This is a genomic window from Maribacter sp. Asnod2-G09, assembly GCF_045063795.1.
Lineage (GTDB): Bacteria > Bacteroidota > Bacteroidia > Flavobacteriales > Flavobacteriaceae > Maribacter.
This window is the reverse complement of record NZ_JBEFOA010000004.1, coordinates 22471-42939: the sequence shown is the minus strand read 5'-3', so window position 1 is coordinate 42939 and position 20469 is coordinate 22471. Positions and strand designations below refer to the sequence as shown.

The 20469-nt window shown below is 32.8% G+C and carries 18 protein-coding genes; 10 read left to right on the top strand and 8 right to left on the bottom strand.

The genetic code is table 11. The annotated features are described in order from the left end of the window. Positions 1–294 precede the first annotated feature (294 nt). A complete protein-coding gene (locus ACJJVT_RS07360) occupies positions 295–1500 on the top strand; it encodes a hypothetical protein (protein WP_405397599.1) in 1206 nt (401 codons plus the stop codon). A gap of 133 nt (positions 1501–1633) precedes the next feature. Here the strand turns inward: ACJJVT_RS07360 and ACJJVT_RS07355 are convergent, their stop codons facing one another. The 4 genes from ACJJVT_RS07355 to ACJJVT_RS07340 form a co-directional block, all read right to left on the bottom strand. Continuing rightward, complete coding sequence (locus ACJJVT_RS07355) at positions 1634–3271, bottom strand: ABC-F family ATP-binding cassette domain-containing protein (protein WP_405397598.1); 1638 nt, start codon at positions 3269–3271, stop codon at positions 1634–1636. Positions 3272–3365: 94 nt separating this feature from the next. Continuing rightward, positions 3366–3524 carry a lmo0937 family membrane protein gene (locus ACJJVT_RS07350; RefSeq protein ID WP_324027663.1) on the bottom strand — a complete coding sequence of 53 codons (159 nt, stop codon included), beginning with the start codon at positions 3522–3524 and terminating at the stop codon, positions 3366–3368. Positions 3525–3526: 2 nt separating this feature from the next. Further along, positions 3527–3871 (bottom strand): hypothetical protein, encoded by a 345-nt coding sequence (locus ACJJVT_RS07345; RefSeq protein WP_405397597.1) that lies wholly within the window; start codon positions 3869–3871, stop codon positions 3527–3529. Positions 3872–4003: 132 nt separating this feature from the next. Then, on the bottom strand, positions 4004–5167 hold the full coding sequence (locus ACJJVT_RS07340) for a DUF3095 family protein (protein ID WP_405397596.1): 1164 nt from the start codon (positions 5165–5167) through the stop codon (positions 4004–4006). A 272-nt stretch (positions 5168–5439) separates the two neighbouring features. On the opposite strand from ACJJVT_RS07340, the gene ACJJVT_RS07335 reads away from it, so the two are divergent. From ACJJVT_RS07335 to ACJJVT_RS07305, 7 genes are all read left to right on the top strand, one after another. After that, positions 5440–7293 carry a histidine kinase gene (locus ACJJVT_RS07335; protein WP_405397595.1) on the top strand — a complete coding sequence of 618 codons (1854 nt, stop codon included), beginning with the start codon at positions 5440–5442 and terminating at the stop codon, positions 7291–7293. Continuing rightward, positions 7290–8027, top strand: coding sequence for a LytR/AlgR family response regulator transcription factor (locus ACJJVT_RS07330; RefSeq protein ID WP_405397594.1), 738 nt, complete (start codon positions 7290–7292; stop codon positions 8025–8027). Before ACJJVT_RS07335 ends, ACJJVT_RS07330 begins: the two co-directional genes overlap by 4 nt. Positions 8028–8134: 107 nt before the next feature. After that, positions 8135–8545 (top strand): hypothetical protein, encoded by a 411-nt coding sequence (locus tag ACJJVT_RS07325; protein WP_405397593.1) that lies wholly within the window; start codon positions 8135–8137, stop codon positions 8543–8545. A gap of 42 nt (positions 8546–8587) precedes the next feature. Next, positions 8588–9559 carry a hypothetical protein gene (locus tag ACJJVT_RS07320; RefSeq protein ID WP_405397591.1) on the top strand — a complete coding sequence of 324 codons (972 nt, stop codon included), beginning with the start codon at positions 8588–8590 and terminating at the stop codon, positions 9557–9559. A gap of 12 nt (positions 9560–9571) precedes the next feature. Continuing rightward, positions 9572–10225 (top strand): hypothetical protein, encoded by a 654-nt coding sequence (locus ACJJVT_RS07315; RefSeq protein ID WP_405397590.1) that lies wholly within the window; start codon positions 9572–9574, stop codon positions 10223–10225. Positions 10226–10267: 42 nt separating this feature from the next. Beyond that, complete coding sequence (locus ACJJVT_RS07310) at positions 10268–11437, top strand: DUF6882 domain-containing protein (RefSeq protein ID WP_405397588.1); 1170 nt, start codon at positions 10268–10270, stop codon at positions 11435–11437. 7 nt (positions 11438–11444) lie between these two features. Further along, on the top strand, positions 11445–12938 hold the full coding sequence (locus tag ACJJVT_RS07305; RefSeq protein ID WP_405397587.1) for a M48 family metalloprotease: 1494 nt from the start codon (positions 11445–11447) through the stop codon (positions 12936–12938). Positions 12939–13013: 75 nt separating this feature from the next. Here ACJJVT_RS07305 and ACJJVT_RS07300 read toward each other — a convergent pair whose 3' ends face one another. Beyond that, a complete protein-coding gene (locus ACJJVT_RS07300) occupies positions 13014–13616 on the bottom strand; it encodes a hypothetical protein (RefSeq protein WP_405397585.1) in 603 nt (200 codons plus the stop codon). A gap of 65 nt (positions 13617–13681) precedes the next feature. Next, positions 13682–14200 carry an NUDIX hydrolase gene (locus ACJJVT_RS07295; protein WP_405397583.1) on the bottom strand — a complete coding sequence of 173 codons (519 nt, stop codon included), beginning with the start codon at positions 14198–14200 and terminating at the stop codon, positions 13682–13684. A 352-nt stretch (positions 14201–14552) separates the two neighbouring features. Here ACJJVT_RS07295 and ACJJVT_RS07290 point away from each other — a divergent pair, with 352 nt between their 5' ends. Together ACJJVT_RS07290 and ACJJVT_RS07285 are read left to right on the top strand one after the other, a co-directional pair. Next, positions 14553–18116 (top strand): metallophosphatase, encoded by a 3564-nt coding sequence (locus ACJJVT_RS07290; RefSeq protein WP_405397581.1) that lies wholly within the window; start codon positions 14553–14555, stop codon positions 18114–18116. Between the two features lie 178 nt (positions 18117–18294). Beyond that, positions 18295–19074, top strand: coding sequence for a DUF481 domain-containing protein (locus tag ACJJVT_RS07285; protein WP_405397580.1), 780 nt, complete (start codon positions 18295–18297; stop codon positions 19072–19074). A 44-nt stretch (positions 19075–19118) separates the two neighbouring features. Here ACJJVT_RS07285 and ACJJVT_RS07280 read toward each other — a convergent pair whose 3' ends face one another. After that, on the bottom strand, positions 19119–19655 hold the full coding sequence (locus ACJJVT_RS07280; protein ID WP_405397579.1) for a hypothetical protein: 537 nt from the start codon (positions 19653–19655) through the stop codon (positions 19119–19121). Positions 19656–19726: 71 nt separating this feature from the next. Continuing rightward, positions 19727–20218 (bottom strand): hypothetical protein, encoded by a 492-nt coding sequence (locus ACJJVT_RS07275; protein ID WP_405397578.1) that lies wholly within the window; start codon positions 20216–20218, stop codon positions 19727–19729. Positions 20219–20469: the final 251 nt, after the last annotated feature.

Sequence of the window (20469 nt, the reverse complement as noted above, 5' to 3'; positions counted from 1 at the left end):
CTTAATGTTTGTTCAAAAAAGATGTAAGCAATAAATTTATTCTTTATTAATTAGGAATTTTTCTCAAAATTAATATTCAAATAGTGTTTTTTTTATTCTAAAAAAAGTTAAAAAATACTTGATTGAGAAAAGACTAATATGGTAATATCGACAGATTAAAAAAATCTATTTTTAATTCTGAAAAAGTTCTATTCAACTTACAAAGGGTTCTAATTATTTGTTTTTTCGGACAATATTTTTTTAATAAGACGTTATACTTTTTTCCTATAATTTAAGAATAATAGAAACGATTTTATGAGAAACCTACTTTACTTAACTATTACACTATTTATTTTGACATCTTGTTCATCAGATGATGTAATTAATGACACAACCAATGAAATAACTGATAATACCACGGATAGTTCAACCGATGATACAGCGAATGACAGTGATAATGATATGACGCCAGTTAGTTATGACAAGTTAGTAGTTACCACTACGATAAGTAAGATTGGTTTAGATGAAGCTACTATAAAGTTGTCTACAAATCAAACACTACCAATTAATGCAACGGAAACTATTTTATATAGAGAAAATGGACAAGAGGCTTTTATAGAAACTAATAATGAAGTGATTGTAAATTTAACTAGTGGAAAAAAACATGAAGTTAAAACACGGGTAACTATTAATGGAAATAGTTATGAATCAGGGTTGCAAACCTTTATAACAAAGGGTTATTTAGCAAGTTCACAGGTATTTGCAGAGGTTGATATACTGAACAAGAAATTTGATATGATATTTGCATACGGTGTTGAATCAGGTTTTACACAACCTTTTGTAGGTTACGTAAAAGTAGGTAATGATAGTGTGCCTGCAGAAAATATTATCTATGAGAATAATAAAATATCATTTGATATTAATGAAGAAACACAAATCTTTTTTGAAAATGATACTGAATATATACCTAATAAATCATTTACTTTAGGTCTATTTAGTGGAGATTACTATCAGCATTTTGTGCCTTACCAAGAGGATATTAATTATGATGGGGATATAACGAGTAGGTGGAACTTCTTTAATAAAAAACCTTTTTTAAAATCTTATAATAATACAGAATATTCAAGTTGTCTTGGAACAGATAACCGTAAAGGTCTTCTAGATATTAGAGGTAAGTTCTGGGGATTCCGTTCTGCTGATGCTAGTAATCCAGGTGTTGCTAATATACCTGATAACTTAACGATACGATTAACAAATTTGAATGATGCCAGTATTGAAAAAGTATACACTACTGCAGATTTTACAGAAAGTTCTAACGTTTATTTTGAATGTGATGTAGAAAAATTTAACTTATTAAGAGAAATAATAGGTGGTCAATACGAAGGTTTTCATTCAGATAATTATTTGCGTTTGCGTTTTAATAAAGATTTTATAACGCCAGGAGATTATAAGATAACTTATGCTGTAGAGAAAGACAATGTAGTCTATATTTCAGATGAATTGACTGTTGTTCTTGAATAGTCTAAAAATGATTATTTCTAATTTTGGTTTATAATAAACTTTAACAATACTATAATTGGTCAAACATACTTAAGTATGTTTGACCAATTTCTATTGTATTAATAATCAAGCTATTTAAATAAGAAGGTAATATTTACTTCATCAAATTGATTTCGGAAATACTCTTAATTCTATTACGCTCTAAGAAAGCATCAATAGTTTCAAAGTGTTCAATAACGCGTTGTTCTTTGAATTCAAATACCTTTTGCGATAAGCCTTGTAAGAAATCTCGATCGTGAGAAACTAATATAAGTGTACCATCATACGTTGATAAGGCTTCTTTAAGTACATCTTTAGATTTAAGATCTAAGTGGTTGGTTGGCTCATCTAGTATTAAAAGGTTTACTGGTTCTAGTAATAACTTTACCATTGCCAAGCGGGTTTTTTCCCCACCAGAAAGCATGCTTACTTTTTTATCGATATCATCGCCGCTAAACATAAAGCGACCTAATATATTTTTAATCTGGTTTCGAATATCGCCAAAGGCTACTTCATCTACTGTTTGGAAGATGGTAAGCTCTGGATCTAAAAGTGAGGCTTGATTCTGGGCAAAGTATCCTACTTTAACATTATGCCCTAGTTGGCAAGTACCTTCCACGGGAATTTCCTCAAGAATAGCTTTAATCATGGTGGATTTCCCTTCTCCGTTTCTACCTACAAAAGAAACTTTTTCTCCTCTTGCAATAGACATGTTGGCATCTTTGAAAACCACATGTTCATCATAAGATTTAGAAACATCTTTGACCGTTACAGGGTAATCGCCTGAACGTGGTGCTGGTGGAAAACGTAACTTTAATGAAGAAGTATCGATTTCATCGATTTCTATTTTCTCTAATTTTTCAAGCATTCGCTCTCGCGATGTTACTTGATTGGTTTTAGAGTAGGTGCCTTTAAATCGCTCTATAAAAGCCATGTTGTCTGCAATGAACTTTTGCTGCTCTTGGTATGCTTTTATTTGATGAGACCTGCGATCTTCTCGTAATTGTAGATAATGGCTGTAGTTCGCTTTATAATCATAAATACGCCCCATAGTTACTTCTATGGTGCGGTTGGTAATATTGTCAATAAAAGCTCTATCGTGAGATATCACCATTACGGCATTGGCTTTATTCAACAAAAAGTCTTCTAACCAAATTACCGATTCTATATCTATGTGGTTTGTAGGCTCATCTAATAGAATAAGATCTGGTTTTTGTAATAGAATTTTAGCCAATTCTATACGCATACGCCAACCACCACTAAACTCATTGGTTTGTCTGGTGAAATCTTCTTGTCTAAAACCTAATCCCTTTAATGCCTTTTCAACTTCAGCATCATAATTGACTTCATCTAGGGCATAGTATTTTTCGCCAAGATCAGATACTTTTTCAATGATGTTCATATAGGCATCACTCTCGTAATCTGTTCTGGTCTCTAGTTCTTTATTGAGCTTGTCCATTTCATCGCGCATGCTAAACACATGCTTAAATGCCTTGGCTGCTTCTTCAATAACAGTGCAATTATCTTCGGTTAATAAGTGTTGTGGTAAATACGCGATAACCGCATCTTTAGGTACACGAACATTACCTCGCGTGCCTTTTTGCTCACCAGCGATAATTTTCATCATGGTAGATTTACCGGCTCCGTTTTTACCCATTAGGGCAATTTTATCGGTTGGGTTTATGACAAAAGATACGTCACTAAATAGGGTAGTGCCACTGAATTCTACGGCTAGGTTATCTACTGAAATCATGCTATATATTTAAAAATGCAAAACTAGTAATAAGATATGGTGCTTGGTACTAACTGCATTAAAAAGTTATAGCGTTTTAATCGGTAAGTGTTATTTAGGTACTTGTCTTATTGCTTAACCAATTGTAAATTAAGAGTACTACTGCCAATAATAGAAGTAAGTGAACTAGTGCTCCCATAACTTTAAATACCACGAAGCCTAATACCCAGCTTACGACCAATGCGGCTACTAAAATGTATATTATATTTTTCATGCTTACTTATTTACGGTCCAGTTCATTATTTCATCGTGAATCTCTTGTTCAGATTTCTTTCTTCTTTTTGCGATAGCTCTTATTAAGGATTCAACGCCGTCGAGCTCTCCGTTATTATCTACATCTTGTGTTTCTGGAAAATTTGCTAAATATTCATCTTTCACTGCCAGCCACTGCTTTTCTAAATGTAAGTCGTAAGTAGATGTTGCTACTCCGCCATTATTTACGGGTTCATCTAAGATTTCATTTAAATCTTCGTTCTTAGATATTCCTTTATTTTGCGGAGTATCATTTTCTAGTCCGCCAGTACTTTTTGTTTTGTGAATGCTTTTATCTTCTGTAATCATCTGTATATTTTTAATTATTACTACTGATAGCAAGGTAGCAACACGAACAGATATAGATTTGCTCTAATATTACATTAATTGACCGTATAAAATTGAAGGACTAAAAATTTGATAAATTTGAAGGATAGAGAACTAGTTAGCCAATGCCTTTTTTTTGACTTTGAGCATTTTTGCTGCAGATGTGTATCCGCCTTCGGTACCATCTACAAAATGAGAGTGACTGGTTTTTCTATCCAATACGTAACAAGACATTACAGAGGCGTGGGTAACGTGAATACCGTATACTATTTTACCTTTGGTTTCTAATTGGTTCAGGTAGTCTATAAAAAGATCGATTTTATCTTGTTCTGCCGTAAAAATGGTATTGATCATACCGTCTAACATAAATGAATGCGATAACTGACCAATTTGTTTTAGGTATTGTTTTCCGCTTTTAGAAAGACTAAAGTATAGGCGACCGATGTTAGTTTTAATCCAGTTTTTAATAAAGTAGAACCAATTTTTATCTGCTAGGCTTACACGCATTTCTTTCCATATTTTATAAAGACTTGCATCTAGTTTTAGACGTTCACTTTTAATAGGTTGCCTTTCGGTAAAGGTTCCGAAAATGGCATCCATCTTTATAAGCACTTCTTTATAAATAGCTCTTTGATCTTCTTCGGCAACGCAATCTAACAACAGGCAAACTACTTTGGCTTGATTTTGTTCTGGGTTTACTTCTTCCCATCTACATTCCATTCCTTTTAAATTCAATAAATTTTCATTGAATTTAGATTTTGGTAGTTCTTTAAAATTAGATTTTATAATCTCTTCAGCTTTATGTAGTCCGTTGCCCAGTATTATGGGTATGGTCAGCCGTTCGGTAAGTTGATGTTTGGCAATTTTTAGATGACATTTTTCTGATATAAGTTCTTTAACCGAAACGTGGCCGACTCTTAGTACTAAATTTGTTTTTCTTTTAATGTGTACACTATAATTGTCTAAAACGGCAATTACCTTATCAAGTAAATCATTAGGTAATAAGAAGGTTGCGCCGTCACCACCAAAGAAATACGGAATCTCTATATTTCGTTTGATTTTACGAACGGTATTCAATACAGAAATAATACTACCGGTAGCCGTTAAATTCACCTGGTGATGATTACCGTCTTGTACTGCTTGTGTAGAATTTTGAATATCTACTACAACAACATGCCAAGTAAGTGGCACAGCTGTAAAGTCAGATTCCTTTTCTAGTATGGCTACTAGCGGTTTATTTAACTTTTTAAGCTCAGTATAGAATTTGGTGTTTTTCATTGGCTAATTACCTAGTCGTATTTTGAGAGTGAAATTACAGGTTTTTTCTTTGGATGATTTAATTTTTTGTTTCGTACTATTTATAGGGTAATCATGTTGTTATGAGGTCTGTTAGTTTGAATTGTAATTACAGATTGATTCTTTTCGATATCAGGATGGAATACTAGCGATAGAAGTAGTGCTTTTTAACAAAAAGACAATACTAATATCGTATGCTAAACATAGATGATTGCTTATTTTAGCGTGCTTAATCCACCTCCAGATTTACCTTTATGACCTCAATATATATGAGCCTAAGACGATTAGGGTTCTATGCTCTTTTTATACTATTACTTTTTGCATGTACCAAAGCAGATACCATGCGCCCGAGCATCGAAAAAAGTTTAATGGTTATCGATAGTTTAACTCAAAAACAACCCGAAAAAGCACTATTAAAGTTAGATAGTTTATTGCAAAATACGAAGCAATTGACAACCTTAGAAAAGGCAATGTTGCTGTTTAATAAGGGCGAGGCATTATACCTAAACGACAAATTTCAAGAATCGTTAACCACACATTTAAAGAGTAATGAATTATTTGCTGAATTAAATGATACGTACAATGAGAGTAGAAGTTTAATTACGTTAAGTGGTGCTTCTTTACATATGGGCGATGTTGAAACGTCTCAAGTTTATGCCTTAAAAGCATTGAGTTTGGCACAATTTATTGGCGATAAACGCATTGAAGGCAAAGCTTATAACCAGCTTTTTAAGCTTCACTTTCAACTTAAAGATTATGATAAGGCATTATCTTATGTTCAAGCTACTGACAGCCTGTTTTCTACGGGTGTCGATACTACTTCTATCATTGCAATAAAGGGTAACAAAGCAAGTGTTTATTTAAAACTAAAAGAATACAACAAAGCTTTGGCTAGTTTTTCTGAAGCCATGGCTTTAAATCAATCTCAGCGAGACCCTAAGACAATGGTCAGTATTTTAAATAATATTGGCTATACGTATATTGAAGCTGGTGCATATGCAAATGCTGAAAAATTTTTAAGAGGCTCTGCTACTTTAAATAGAAATATCAAAGCTATTAATGCAGCACCTTATAAGGGTTTGGGGAATTTATTTTTACTGAAAGCCGAAAATGACTCGGCAGAAGTAAATTACAAAAAAGCATTAGACATTTATATCGCTAACCATAACCAAAAAGAAGAAATTGAGGTGAGAGATAAATTGGTTGCGATTGCAATAATGTCAGGTGACTATACCATGGCATTAAACCATCAAATTATTAGAGATAGTCTACAATTGAATGTCAGCAATTTAGAAAAAGACAGGCTCTTGAATTTTGCGAATGTAAATTATGAGGTTAAACAGAAAGAGACCGAAATAAGCCACCAGAAAGAAATTAATAATAGAAACCAGTTGCTTTTAGCTAGTGCAATTATGGTGTTTGTTCTTATTTTAATAGCTACCGGATTTTATATCTATAATACCAAGTTAAAGGCAGCAAATAAAGCATCGAATTTAGAGCAGCGTCTTCTGCGGGTTCAAATGAATCCGCATTTTATATTTAATACGTTAGCGGCCATTCAGAACATTACATTAGAGGGTAACCCAATAAAATCATCTAATCATATTGCTAGATTTTCAAAGTTGATCAGACAAAATTTTGACTATGTTAGAAAAGAATCTATCACTTTAGATAAAGAGGTTTCTATGATTAAAAACTACATAGAAACACAGCAATTACGTTTTAATAATGTATTTACATATACCGTTGAAATAGAAGAATCATTAGATGCGAAAGCTATACATGTGCCACCAATGTTATTGCAGCCTTTTGTTGAGAATGCTATAGAATACGGATTAAAAGAGAAGAAAGAAGGAGGGGAGCTTCTACTTAAAATAGAAAAAAATTCTGAAGGGTTGTTATTTGTAATACTAGATAATGGATTAGGTAGGTCGACAAAAGCAAAGAAAGAAAAGTTAACTGAAGAATTACACGCTACAACTATATTTTTAGAGCGTCTAAAAATGAGGAATAAGGGTGAAGAGAAATCTTTTGTGATTGAAGATTTGTTCGACAAAAACAATAACCCTACTGGTACAAAAGTATTTTTTAAATTGAAACTTTCATGATAAAGGCAGTTATAATAGAAGATGAGTTTAATGCACTTAATACCTTAGATAAACTCATTACTTACACTCAAAAAGATATTGAGGTTATCGCCAAAATAGATAATGTTGAAGAAGCTATTTCATTTTTAAAAGATAATACTCCGGATCTTGTTTTTTTGGATATTGAGCTTATCGGTGGTAATGCTTTTCAAATATTAGAGTCTTTGAATAGTATTGCATTCAAAATAATTTTTACAACAGCTTATGACGAATTTGCTATTAAGGCCATAAAATTTGATACTATAGATTATTTATTAAAACCTATAGATTCTGATGAGTTATCTGAATGTATCGATAGATTTAGAGTAGGTTTTAAGAAAGAACAGGTATATAAAAATGCAGTTGAAAAAGTCTCTGAAATTAATGAAAAAGAAATTCAGAAGACCTTATTGATTAAAACTGCCGATGCGCAATACTTTCTTCAAATAACAGATATTGTTCGTTGTCAGTCTGATGGTGCTTACACGGTTTTTCATACTACGGATAAAAAAATCATGAGTGCCCGTAATCTAAAATACTACGAGAATATATTAAGTGAGCACACTTTTGTACGTGTACACCAATCTCATTTGGTGAACGTAAAGTATATAAAGACAGTAAATATGAATAATACTGTTCGCTTAACAAATGACGAGACCATACCAGTTGCAACGCGCAAGAAATCGTACTTAAAACAGATTTTAGATACGCTTTAGGCGCAAATATAAAACAGAGGTATGCACTTATAAAACGGATTCAATATCACCCTATACAAGCTATAATTTTGAGGTAAATAAACAAATAACCCTTAAAAATATACATCATGGGATTAAAAGAAAACCGTTTTACAAAGACTTTTCAAGAAGAACAATTTCCACAGTTAAAAGCTCAAATTATTGAAGCCGCAGGATTTGATGTTCCTTTAAACATTGAATGGGAAACTTTATTTGAAGATCGCTTCATGCATCTTTACAATGACTCTTATCCAAAAATTTATTTCTTACCGCTTATAGCTGCTTTAAAATCAATTACTGCAGATGATTTGGGTAAAGAGGCTTTAGTAGAAAGCTTAAAAGAAATACGAATTACAAATACCAAAGACCACCACAACCCTAAAAACGGATTCACTTTTTCTGATGGTATCTTAATTATCGATCATAGTCCGATTATTAATGCCGAAAAGGTAGAAGAACGTACTACGGTACTATCAGAATTATTAGAGAATAATTTATAGCGACTAGTATCATCTAAAGTAAAATCGGTTAAAAATAGGGCTATGTTCAAATTTATTGTTTGCGTTGTTGTAGTTGTAATTTTATTGTTTGTCTTGAGCTTTAAACTGTCTGATGTAAAAGCGAAAAGAGACTTTGTAGCGCATCTACATGAGTTTCATGACGACAAGTATGAAATTCTGACTTTTAAAAGAAACTTTAATGCTGCTAACATGAACCCTCATTTATACCGGGTAGAATTAGAACTTAAAGAAAATACAGAGATTATTATCGCTTTCGAATGGGATGCGAAAAATAAAAATTTGCATTTTCCTTATCATGCTAGTAATGATAGAAGTATTGAGTCTTTAACACGCTATCAAGAAGAAGTAATTGTTTTAGAAAAACAACTGCATGAATTGTTGCAAGACGATGTGCTGAACATAGAAGTTGATGTCTTTAACCATACATTAGATTTAAGTCTAGAAGCTGAACCTACGCTCGCCGATTTTGAATATTTTTCAACTAAAATATGCGGACTTGTAACTAAGTACCCTGAGGCTTGGAGCTTAGATGGGCATATAAATTTTAAGCTGAAAGGCGAGCGTAAAGGTTTTTATGAGCTGATAGTAAAACCTCATACTATTGATGATATTGGTGATTCATTTAGGTACAAACACAATGCTATTATTACTAACAATTATGGTTCTGCAAAAGCAGACTATATTGATCAGGTTTTACAAAAAGAATTCTCTAAACCAGGTACACCTATTTACCTAAATAACATTTGGGTACATCAAAAATGTTTGAACACATTTTACATAGCCTTTGAAAAGCATGAGCCACGAAAAGACGCCACTGAAAACAACCCTTTAACTGAAGGTGTTGGTATGGGGTTGGTTAAAATGACCTATCCAGATTTAGTGCTTGAAACGTATCGATATTTCGATTACAAGACTATTGCTGAAGAGAATACCCAGCTTTATTTATCAAAACAACTGCCAGAAGATTATCAATATCTAATAGTAGAATCATAACCCCTTTTTATCATGGAAAAATCATATTATAAAGCGTTTGTAGCCCAAACGCCAGAAGAAATACTGTTGTCAGTTTTTAAAAAAGAAGAAGATATTCTTGTAGGTATTTCATTGGATAATGGCACCTATTTAGAAGGTGTAATTCTAGATATTTCTAAGGAAGATGGTCACCTAAAATCTGTATGCATACTTACGCAAGATGAACAGGTGTCATATTTTAACATTCACCGTATGTCGGTTGTTATTATAAAACAACCCAAGAAAATGGTGGTAGAATTATCAAAAGGTGCCATTAGTAGACCTATGTCTTCTACAGATGAAAACCTAACGGTTTTACAGCTTAAACGTTGGTTGCAGAGTGCGCAAAGTGAATTAGGCAATCAAATACAAGAATTCAACATAGAAAGTATTTCTGTAGATGAGCTGAACAATAGATTAAATGTAAAGGATGTCTTTACTGCACTTTCTATTGCAGTACATCAAATTACCAAAGATATTTTAGGTAAAGAAGCTTGGCAAGGTGTGTATAGTATAGCCTTAAAACAAGGTGAAACAGTACAACTTCAAATCACTAATAAACAACTCATCATCACTTTAGCGATACACAAGGCTTTGCCAGTAAAGCTATCTGAGGTTTTTGAAGAAAAGCTTCTTCAAGTATTATAAACAAACAAAAAATCACTTATCAATAATTAAAATTAAACCATCATGGGATTAAAAGAAAAAAGAATTATTAAAGCATTTGAGAACGATTTATACCCAGCATTAGAAGCTGATATTTATGCAGCTGCAGGTTATAATGTAGCCATAGAGATTCAATGGGATACTTTACAGGAAGATCGTTTTTCTCATTTGTATAACGATACGTTTCCTAAAATATATTTTCTACCAATAATTGAAGCTTTTAAAGCAATTTGTGTAGATGAAATGGGTGTTGAACTTTTAAAAGCTGGATTAAAAAAAGTAGTCATTACTAATGAAAATGATCATCATAACGAGGAGCGCGCCATAACTTTTGAAGATGGTGTTTTAAAAATTGATCATAGTCCGGTAATCAATGCGGATAGGGTAGATAATCGCACAGCTAGAATTGTTGCTTTATTAGAAGATAAATTAGAAGATTTCGCTGAAAGCGGAAATTCAAATACTAGTGCTGCATCTACCGAGAGTACAGAAAATGAAACCACTGAAAATACTCAAGAGAAAACAATCGACATTAATGAAATGTACAACCGATCTTTTGTGACATCTATAGAGAAACAAGAGGTTTTTAATGAAATGGTCAAAGGGTTGGACTGGAGCTGTGATATGGCTGAAGGTAAACTGACCTTCGGAGAAGATAAAGTCTTTGATATTCAAATATTTGGTACGTATTCAGAGAATGAAAAAAGTTGGATGTGGGCATGGGCAAATACTCAAAGCGGAATATCTGAAACATATTTACAGACTTCATTAGCAGTAAAAGCATTTGGTAAAGCCTTGAATATAAGTGATTTTACTACACCTAAGTTTGCTGTAGAAAGTGATCCCGGCGCCTTTTTTGCAACAATTGCAACTGCATCTATAGGAGAAAGCTGTTACGTACCCTTAGCTTTTAAAGGTGTAATAGTTTATGTAACCATTAAATCTTCAGAGGCAGACAGTAAAGCTAAAAATACAGCTGACTCCATTTGCTCTTATATTTCAAAAGTAACATCAGAATATACTTTTCCTCATAAGTTTAGCCTATACTTTTATCTAACAGCTAAAGGCTATGATGTAGAGTTGCCAGGTAATAATCTTGTAGCGAAAAAAGGAGAAGATCAAATTTTAGGAATATTTGATTTAAAAGGAAAATTAATGAAAATTTCTAATACTAATTTATTAACTCAAGCCTAAGCAAATTATGTCATATACATCACAAACATTAACAGATTTAGAAAAGGAACATCAAGCTGCTATTAACGCCGCACAAGAAAGAATGTTGACCGAATTGAATGATGCACAGGCATCTGGTAACTTAGAGAAAATACAAGAAGCTAGTGTGGTTTTTCAAAATGTAACTACAGAGTTGGCAACTGAATATACAACTAAGATAGAAGAGATAAATGCGCTAAATCATAAGGCAACTGTAGCTGGAGAACCAGAAATTTATACCAATAAAAGAGCTGATATCAATTTAAACTTATTGGTTTATGATGGTGATAGAGATTATGTTATCGCCTTTCAGCAAGATGAATTAATACAAAAAACACTAGAAAAAGTCAACCAGAACAGTGGCAAGTTTAAGTCTAGAAAACACTTATTAAAATCTAGTTTAAGGTTGACAAAAACCTTAGCACCTATGCTTCATGAAATAGGGGAGCATTGCAAGAATGTTTTAAAACTAAAAGCCGACATTGAGTTTTTTGTATACCAAAGCGATATGTTCAACGCATCTTGTTATCCACCAGATGAGAATAAACTATACATTATTTTATCCTCAGGTATTTTAGAGCGTTTTTCTAAAGAGGAATTAATTTTTGTAGTAGGTCATGAAATCGGACACGTTCTTTTTGAGCATTTTGATTACCCGGTAAGGCAAATATTAGATGCGGGAGAAAATGATTTGGCACCCATACATGCAATGAAATTATACGCATGGAACAGAAATGCAGAAATTAGTGCCGATAGAGCCGGACTCTTATGTTGCCAAGATTTTGAGGCTGTGGGGCGTACATTCTTTAAATTATCTTCTGGCGTAACTACCGATTCTTTAGACTTTCAATTAAATTCATATATAGAGCAGTTTGTTGATTTAGAAGAAGTTTTGAATGATGCTAATCACGATCCATCAGATTGGTATAGTAGTCATCCTTTTAGTCCATTGCGTATAAAAGCTTTAGAGTTGTTCAATAAAAGTGAAACCTATGCCGCATTTAACGATAGTATTACGGGTGAAATTACAGAAGAGGCAATGGAGGTTGAAATTAAACGAATAATGTCGTTAATGGAGCCAGAGAACTTAGAAGAAGAAGGTGAGCATTCAGAGAAAATTCAACGATTAATGTTCTTAGGTGGTTATTTAATATCAAATGCAGATGGTGTGGTTGATGATTCTGAAATACAAGCTTTAAGTAGTATTGTTGCGCCTAAAGTATTTGCTAATTGTATGATGACTATTAAAGGGCTTACAGAAGATGAAATGATCAGCGAGGTACAAGAGCTTACACATGACTTACATATTGTTCTTTCTGTAATGCAAAAACTGAATATTCTTAGAGATCTATCTATTATATCTTATGCAGATGGTCATATAGACGATAGCGAAGTCAATGTATTATATAACCTAGCTAGGCTTCTATATATCAATACAGATTTCATTGATCGTGTTATTAGCGATGCTCAGGGTATTGAGTAGGTTCTTTGTTTATGAAGAAAAAGGCAGCAATTTAATATTGCTGCCTTTTTTTGTTTTTACAAATGACAAAATAGTTTAAAACCCTAAGGCTTCTAATACTTCAATTTTTGGTAACTCTTTGCTTAGTATACTTTCTATAAAAATACCTGATTTATAGGTGCCATTTCTAAAATAAATGATTCCGTAGCCGCTCCAAATTCCATCTTTATATTCTCCTACGTATTTTATTACATTTTTGTAGTTTTCATTGCTAAAAGGCTTGTAGTTGGACCATTTGGTAATACCAAATCCGTTTTTCTCTTCTTTTTCATAAGTGCCCATAAAGCTATAATCTAAACTTTGTGCCAAGGTCATTCCATTCGGGCTCGTATTTTTCCAGTTACTGAAGACATAGCTATTCTCTTTAGGTTTATGTTGAATGCCATAACCGTTATAATCTTCGTTGCTTCCCTGACCAGAATACCAGCCACCATCTTCTAAATCCCAATTTACAATACTGTATTTATCATTATCTTCTTGGCTATTAGAAGGTCCAAATAACCAGTACCAAGAATTGGTGTTGGTTAGTTTTTTGTTTTTATAGAAATCTTCTGCCGCTTCTTGCTGGCGGGTAGTTTGCCCATATAAGGATTGGGTGGCTATGCTTAATACTATAAACCCTAATAAGTGAAGTTTCATTTAATTGGTATTATTTAATAGATTAGAGAGGTGTATGAGTTTTTAAAATGCCAAACATTGGTCATTTATTTCATTTGCTTGGCCAATAGCTCTAAAAGAAAAGTTTCTCTTTCAATAGACATCCCTTTTTTAGCACTTTCAAGCATGGTTTTCTTGTTATGGGCTATGGCTTCGTAAATGTTGACCCATTTGGCGGTCATGCCATTTTTAATTTCGTAATGCTCCATTTTAGATGCGCCAAGCGTTGTGTTAATTTCACAGGTGTAGCAATAAGAAATCATATGTTGAATGTCAAAATCTGGCTTGTGCCATGGTCTATATTCTTCATAAATGCCAAAGGGTTGTATGTTTCTTACCTCTAACGCTCCGGTTTCTTCACTAAGTTCGCGAATCATACCTTTAATTTTATCTTCACCATCGTCTAAACCACCACCTGGTAGACTGTAATCTTCATAACGGGCTGTATAGAGCAATAAAATAGAATCGCCCTGTACGGCAATACTTCTTGTGGCAAGTCTGGTGAAAATAGATTTATTATCTAATGACACAACGTCTGGGTGGTAGTGAGTTTTTAAATTCTGCATTAGTGAAGTGTAATCTTAAAAGGTAATTTCTAGTTTATTTTCAGTCCATTTACAGCATCAAAAATACACAAACCTTTTCTCAAAATAATAGGGTAGGAGTGTAGGTTGTTTTTATGGTTACTTAAATTCCCAATTGAGTTAATTTGCTATTTATGAGCTTCCTATTTTTGCGTAGTAATCATACTGGCTTAGCGCTGCCTTTTGCGTAATTTTATATTACGTGGTATAGTGGTAATTAGTATCGATTCTATTTAAAAGTATACTGTTTATCATACTTAATAATTACAACCAAGTTGATATGCTTATAAAGGCTGACAATATTTTCATCCATCAGAAAAACAAATATAATTTCATGCGTTCAAAAATCATTTTCTTAGTATTCCTTATAGGTCACTGTACCATTTTTTCGCAAAATGCAGATGAGCTAAAGCCGAATTCTAAAAACGAGGTGTCTCATTCTTTCTATATTACTTCTAACATAGGTAATGTTTCATTTGAAGAGGCAAAGAAAGTATTGAACGAAATTAACACGGCTTCTAAGAACGATAGCAATGCAACTTTGCTGCTTATTGGCAACGTTGTCAATAAGGATGGTTTTTCTGCAAAAGAGAAGCATCAAGATGCAACTAAAGCGTATTTGAAACCTTTGATGCAATTATGGGATGATTTTAATGGTAGCGTTATTTTAACGCCCGGAGAAAATGAATGGCTAAAAGGAGCACCACAAAGTATTGATGATTTAGAATCTTTCTTGCAAGATAATAGTAAAGCTAAATTTTGGCCCAACGATGGTTGCCCGTTAGAACGAGAAACTATTAATGATGATGTCGTTTTAGAAATGGTCGATTCTCAATGGTTTTTAGAAGATTGGGATAATCACCCATATATCAATCAAAAATGTGAAATCAAGACTAGAGATCAGTTTTTTGCGGAGTTTAAAGATGACCTAAAAGATAGCCAAGGCAAAACGGTGATTGTAGCAGTTTACCAGCCTGTAATGAGCAATACCAAAATTTCTATGGCGAATAAAATGGGTGGCTTTACTCCGGAGTCTTACCAAAATAAAGAAAATAGAAATTTAAGGGGGCGATTAGAAACCATAGCAAGTCAGTTTAACGATGTCATATTTGTATCAGGTAAAGACCGAAATTTACAATATTTAGAAGATGATGGTATTCCTCAAATTATAAGTGGTGCAGTAGGCAAAATAGACAAAGCAAGAGCATCTAAAGAAGAACATTTGGAGTCTAGTGCCAATGGGTATGCCAAGTTAACCGTTTATAAAGATGGTAGTACCGAAGTTGATTTAGTTGAAATAGAAAATGGAGCATCAGAAGTTGCTTTTACCAAAAAGATTAAAAGAGAGCGCCTTTCTTTAGACGATGTTTCTTATCCTAATAAAATAAATGCAACTACAGCAAAGGCTTCTATTTATACGAAAGAAGAGACTGAGAAAAAAGAATTCTATAAATGGATGTGGGGCGACCACTATAGAAATCTTTATAGTAAAGAGATTGAAGCGCCGGTATTACAAATAGATGCGCTGCCCAATAATGTAAGACCAATTTCTGAAGGTGGTGGTACGCAATCAAGATCATTGAGGTTTATAGATGACAATGAAAATGAGTATACCTTACGTGCATTGCGTAAAAGCGCATTACGTTTTCTACAGACCAATGCGATCAATAATCATTACGTTGAAGATTATCTTGATAATACGGTTGCAGAACGCTATTTGATGGATTTTTATACCACAGCACATCCATATGCACAGTTTGCTATGAATGACTTGTCTGAGACATTAGACGTGCTTCATTCAAACCCAAAAATATACTACGTACCTAAACAAAAAGGATTAGGTATTTATAATGAAGATTATGGCGATGCGCTATTTATGTTCGAGGAACACGCAGGTGGTGAGAACAAAGACTTTGAAACCTTTGGTAGCCCAGATGATATTATTAGTACTACAGATTTACGTTTTGAGTTGATGGAATCTAAAGATTCATATGTAGATGAGCCAAGTTTTATTCGTGCTCGTTTATTTGATATGCTGGTTGGTAACTGGGATCGCCACCAAGATCAATGGCGTTGGGCACAATTTAAAACTGAAGACGGTAAAAAGAGATACGAAGCTATACCTCGTGATTGGGATCAGGCTTTTCCAAAATATGACGGAACCATTATTGGCATGTTAAAATTTACTTTTCCGTTGCTTCGTAAAATGGAAAGCTATGATGCAGACGTTAAAAATGTAAAATGGTTTAATCTTTCTGGTTATCCGATGGATAAAACCTTTATAAAAAATGCGAAGTGGAACGATTGGAAGAAGCAGGTAGATTTTATTCAAGAAAATTTAACTGATGCAGAAATAGATGCCGCTTTTAATACCTTACCAAAAGCAGCCCAAGACAATAGTATTGATGAGATTAAAAAGAACTTAAAATCGCGCAGAGATGGTTTACAAAGTATTGCTAAATCTTACTACGAATACCTTAATAATTTCGAAATTATTATTGGTACAGAAGACGATGATAATTTTTTAATAACTAGAAAACCAAATGGTGAAACTGATATTTCTATTTCTAAGGACACCGTAGTTTTTAAGAATACCTACAATGCAAAGCAAACCAAAGAAATTTGGGTTTACGGTTTAGATGGTAAAGACACGTTTACTGTTGATGGAGATGGAAAAGATTTGATAAATATTAAAACGATAGGAGGAAAGAAAAACGATACCTATGATTTTAAGAATACAAAAAGAGTGAAGCTTTATGACTTTAAGAGCAAGAACAACACCATTGTAAATGCTAAGTCTAAAAAATGGCTTACAGATTCTTATGACATTAATACGTATGACTATCAGAAAAGAAAATATAATGAGAACATTGTTTTTCCGAGTATAGGTTTTGATGGTGATACCGGATTTAGAATCGGATTAAAAGACCGTTTTACAACCTATGGTTTGGCTAATAATCCGTTTAAATCGCAACATACCATTGGTGCTGAATATTTCTTTGCTACAAACGGATTTGCAATCGATTATAATGCGGAATTTGCACAAGTTTTTTATAACTGGAATTTAGGTTTCGATGCAAGATATGGGAGTCCGAATTTTACCATGAATTATTTCGGTGAAGGCAATGAGTCAACTTATGATTCTGATTTGGACAGAGATTTTAATAGAGTACGTATAAGACAATGGAAGATTTCTCCTTACCTAGTTCACAAGAGTGAAAGTAGTAGTTATTATTTTAGATCTGCATTAGAATCTTTTGAGGTATCTAATGACGACGAACGTTTGGTTGGTCAAGCATTTGCTGCGGATAATGACGTGTATGAGCAGCAATTGTATTTGTCGGGTGAAGTAGGGTATGGGTATAAAAACCAGAATAACCCAGCCTTCCCTAGTCGTGCCATGTCTGCTGATATAGCAGCAGGTTATAAATCTAGTATTAACGGATTTGATAACAGTTTTGCTTATATAAAACCATCAATAGCCTTAACCTATCCATTGCATCCAAGTGGCATTGCGGTAATAGCTACTAAATTAGCCGGGGAAGCTATTATTGGTGATACCTACGAATTTTATCATGGTGCCGTAATAGGTGGTAACACAAGTTTAAGGGCTTATAGAAATGAACGATTTAATGGTAAGTCTGCTTTTTACCAAAGTACAGACCTTAGGGTTGGTGTAACGCGCTTTAAAACGAATTTTATACCGTTACAAATGGGTGTAAGTGCTGGGTTTGATTATGGTCGTGTATGGTCAGATAATGATAACGCTACAAAATGGCATAATGATTACGGAGGATCGGTTTGGATATCTGGATTTAGCACCTTAACAGGTAATTTAGGTTTCTATCATGGTGGTGATGGCAATAGGCTGGTATTTAGTTTAGGTTTTAACTTCTAGTATTAGATATCGCTTTTATCCTTGTGAGTATATATGGGTTGAATTATTAATTTTAAATGTGATATTTAGCTTCAGTTTGTATGTCTGATATTTTTTAAGCTTTTCTTAGAACGTATTTAGTAATAGTTTTGCAAAATAAATTACAAGCGACTATCTAAAGCGATATATATCACCCTTCATGAAATTGACCTTAAGTTTTATTACATCTATTTGCTGTGTTTTTATATTCTTTTTAAGCTTTTCTGTCGAGGCTCAGTTGGTGAATATTGAGTCTAAACGTATGCATACCGACTCTTTACGGTTTGTTTTAAATAGCGACTTGCTTTTCAATTATACTGATAATAATGGGGATTATATTCTTCAGATAAGTTCAAATGTTACCACACAGTTTAAGTCTAAGAACCTCAATAGCATTTACTTCTTTATCGGTAATGTAAACCTTATACGATCTAAAGATGAAGATTTTCAGAATTCATATTTTTTACATGCGAGGTTTAATCAAAAATTGACTGAGGTAATTCGTTTTGAAGCCTTTATTCAAAATCAGAATAATCAAAAATTAACCATATCTGAACGAAATTTATTAGGTGCTGGTTTACGTTTAAAGTTGTTCTCCAAAAATGGTTCACTTGCCTATTTTGGTAACTCTTACATTTATGAAATTGAATCTGTAGATGATTCTGATCAGAAATTCTACAATCATAGAAATAGTAGCTATATCTCTTTAAATCAGAATTTTAAAAAGTATAATTTAGATATAACCGGTACATTTTACTTTCAACCATTATATCGAAATATTAGCAATCATAGAATTCTTAGTCAGTTTAAAGCAGAAATGCCTCTAACAAAAAGAATAAGTTTTTCGGCGCTTTATAATTACTCCGTAATCAATTTTAATTCGACTTTAGAAGACAACCGTTCGTCGAATGTAAGTTTTGGACTTACGTTGAATTTATAGTATTGTGGACTTTAAAAAGGAAAACTTAAGGTATGTTACATTTATTAGATACTACGATTAATGTCAAAGTCATAATATTTTTTTGCGTTTAGATTAATTTTAATGTTGAAGTAGCAATTTCCACCATCTTCGACAGATACTAGATTAGTATGCCATTTATCTGAGGGACTGGTTTTGCAAAAGAAATTTACCCATACCTCTTTTTCACCCAACGCATTTAAAATAGGAACGTACTGCCTTTGATATTTATCTAAATTAATCTCATAACCTGTTTTAGTTTTTACATCTTTTGGATAATTATGATTATGCTCAAGTAATTTCTTTTTTTGAGCTTTATTACTGTTATTAATTGCAATAGTTACTATTTTTTCAATAGTAATTAATTCTGATTCTGATAATTTAGAAGGAGTGATTTCAGCTTGATTTTTATTACTAAATACCCAAAACCAATCTTGTTTATGTGTTAGAATAACATACTCTGATTTAGGGAGATGAAATTTTTCTTCTATGGTTTCACTTATTTTTTGACTCTCTTTACAAGACGATATAAGAATTAAAATGATGTATAAAATTTTTCTCAAAATGATTAAGATTTTAATTTTTTATCGATAGTTTCTGTAAGTGTATTCCATTTAAATTTCATATTCCATTTTTAAATGAGATTTTGCAGTTTATTATTCGCTAACAAATTGATTAGCTCATTGAAGTTATTGCAAATCTTTGTAACCTCTTCAAAAACGGGCTCTTGACCATGAACAATTTCTCCGTAATTTTCATTTGCAAGGCTAATGGCTAAAAATTGAAATCCATCTTTTACTGATAATAGTATGGGAATATGATGGTTCCAAAATTCAGCTACATTCACAAGTTCATCATCATCATCTTCGCTCCATTCTAGACTTAAAATTTCAAATTCTTTCCATTTGTATTCATTATCAGACTGCTCGTTAAAATCTTGTACGGAGTTGAACCAAGCTGTGTCTGAAGAATTAGCGATGGTTTCAAAGCTTTTTAAGAATAAAAGATATTCAGCAGGTATGTTTGTATATCGCTCTACTAATTTTTTAGAGATTTCGAATTGGTTTCGACTTTTTACAATTTTAAATCCGCCATTCTTTAGCTTTTGATGAAGTTCTGAATGCATCTTATTCCTGTTTTATTTATCGAATTACCAAGAGTAATTTCTTGTTCTTAATCTTTAATGAAATTAATAGGGGAAACATGTATGCAGCTATTGGTTTATAACATACCGTATACCATAAACTATTGTAATTAAAAGTAGTAGAATTAAAATCGAATTACCAATTATTCCTATAAGAACAATTTTCCCTTTAGTTTTTAATTCATTTATTCCAACCCTAACGCCAATAATGCTCCTTATTAAAATATACAAAC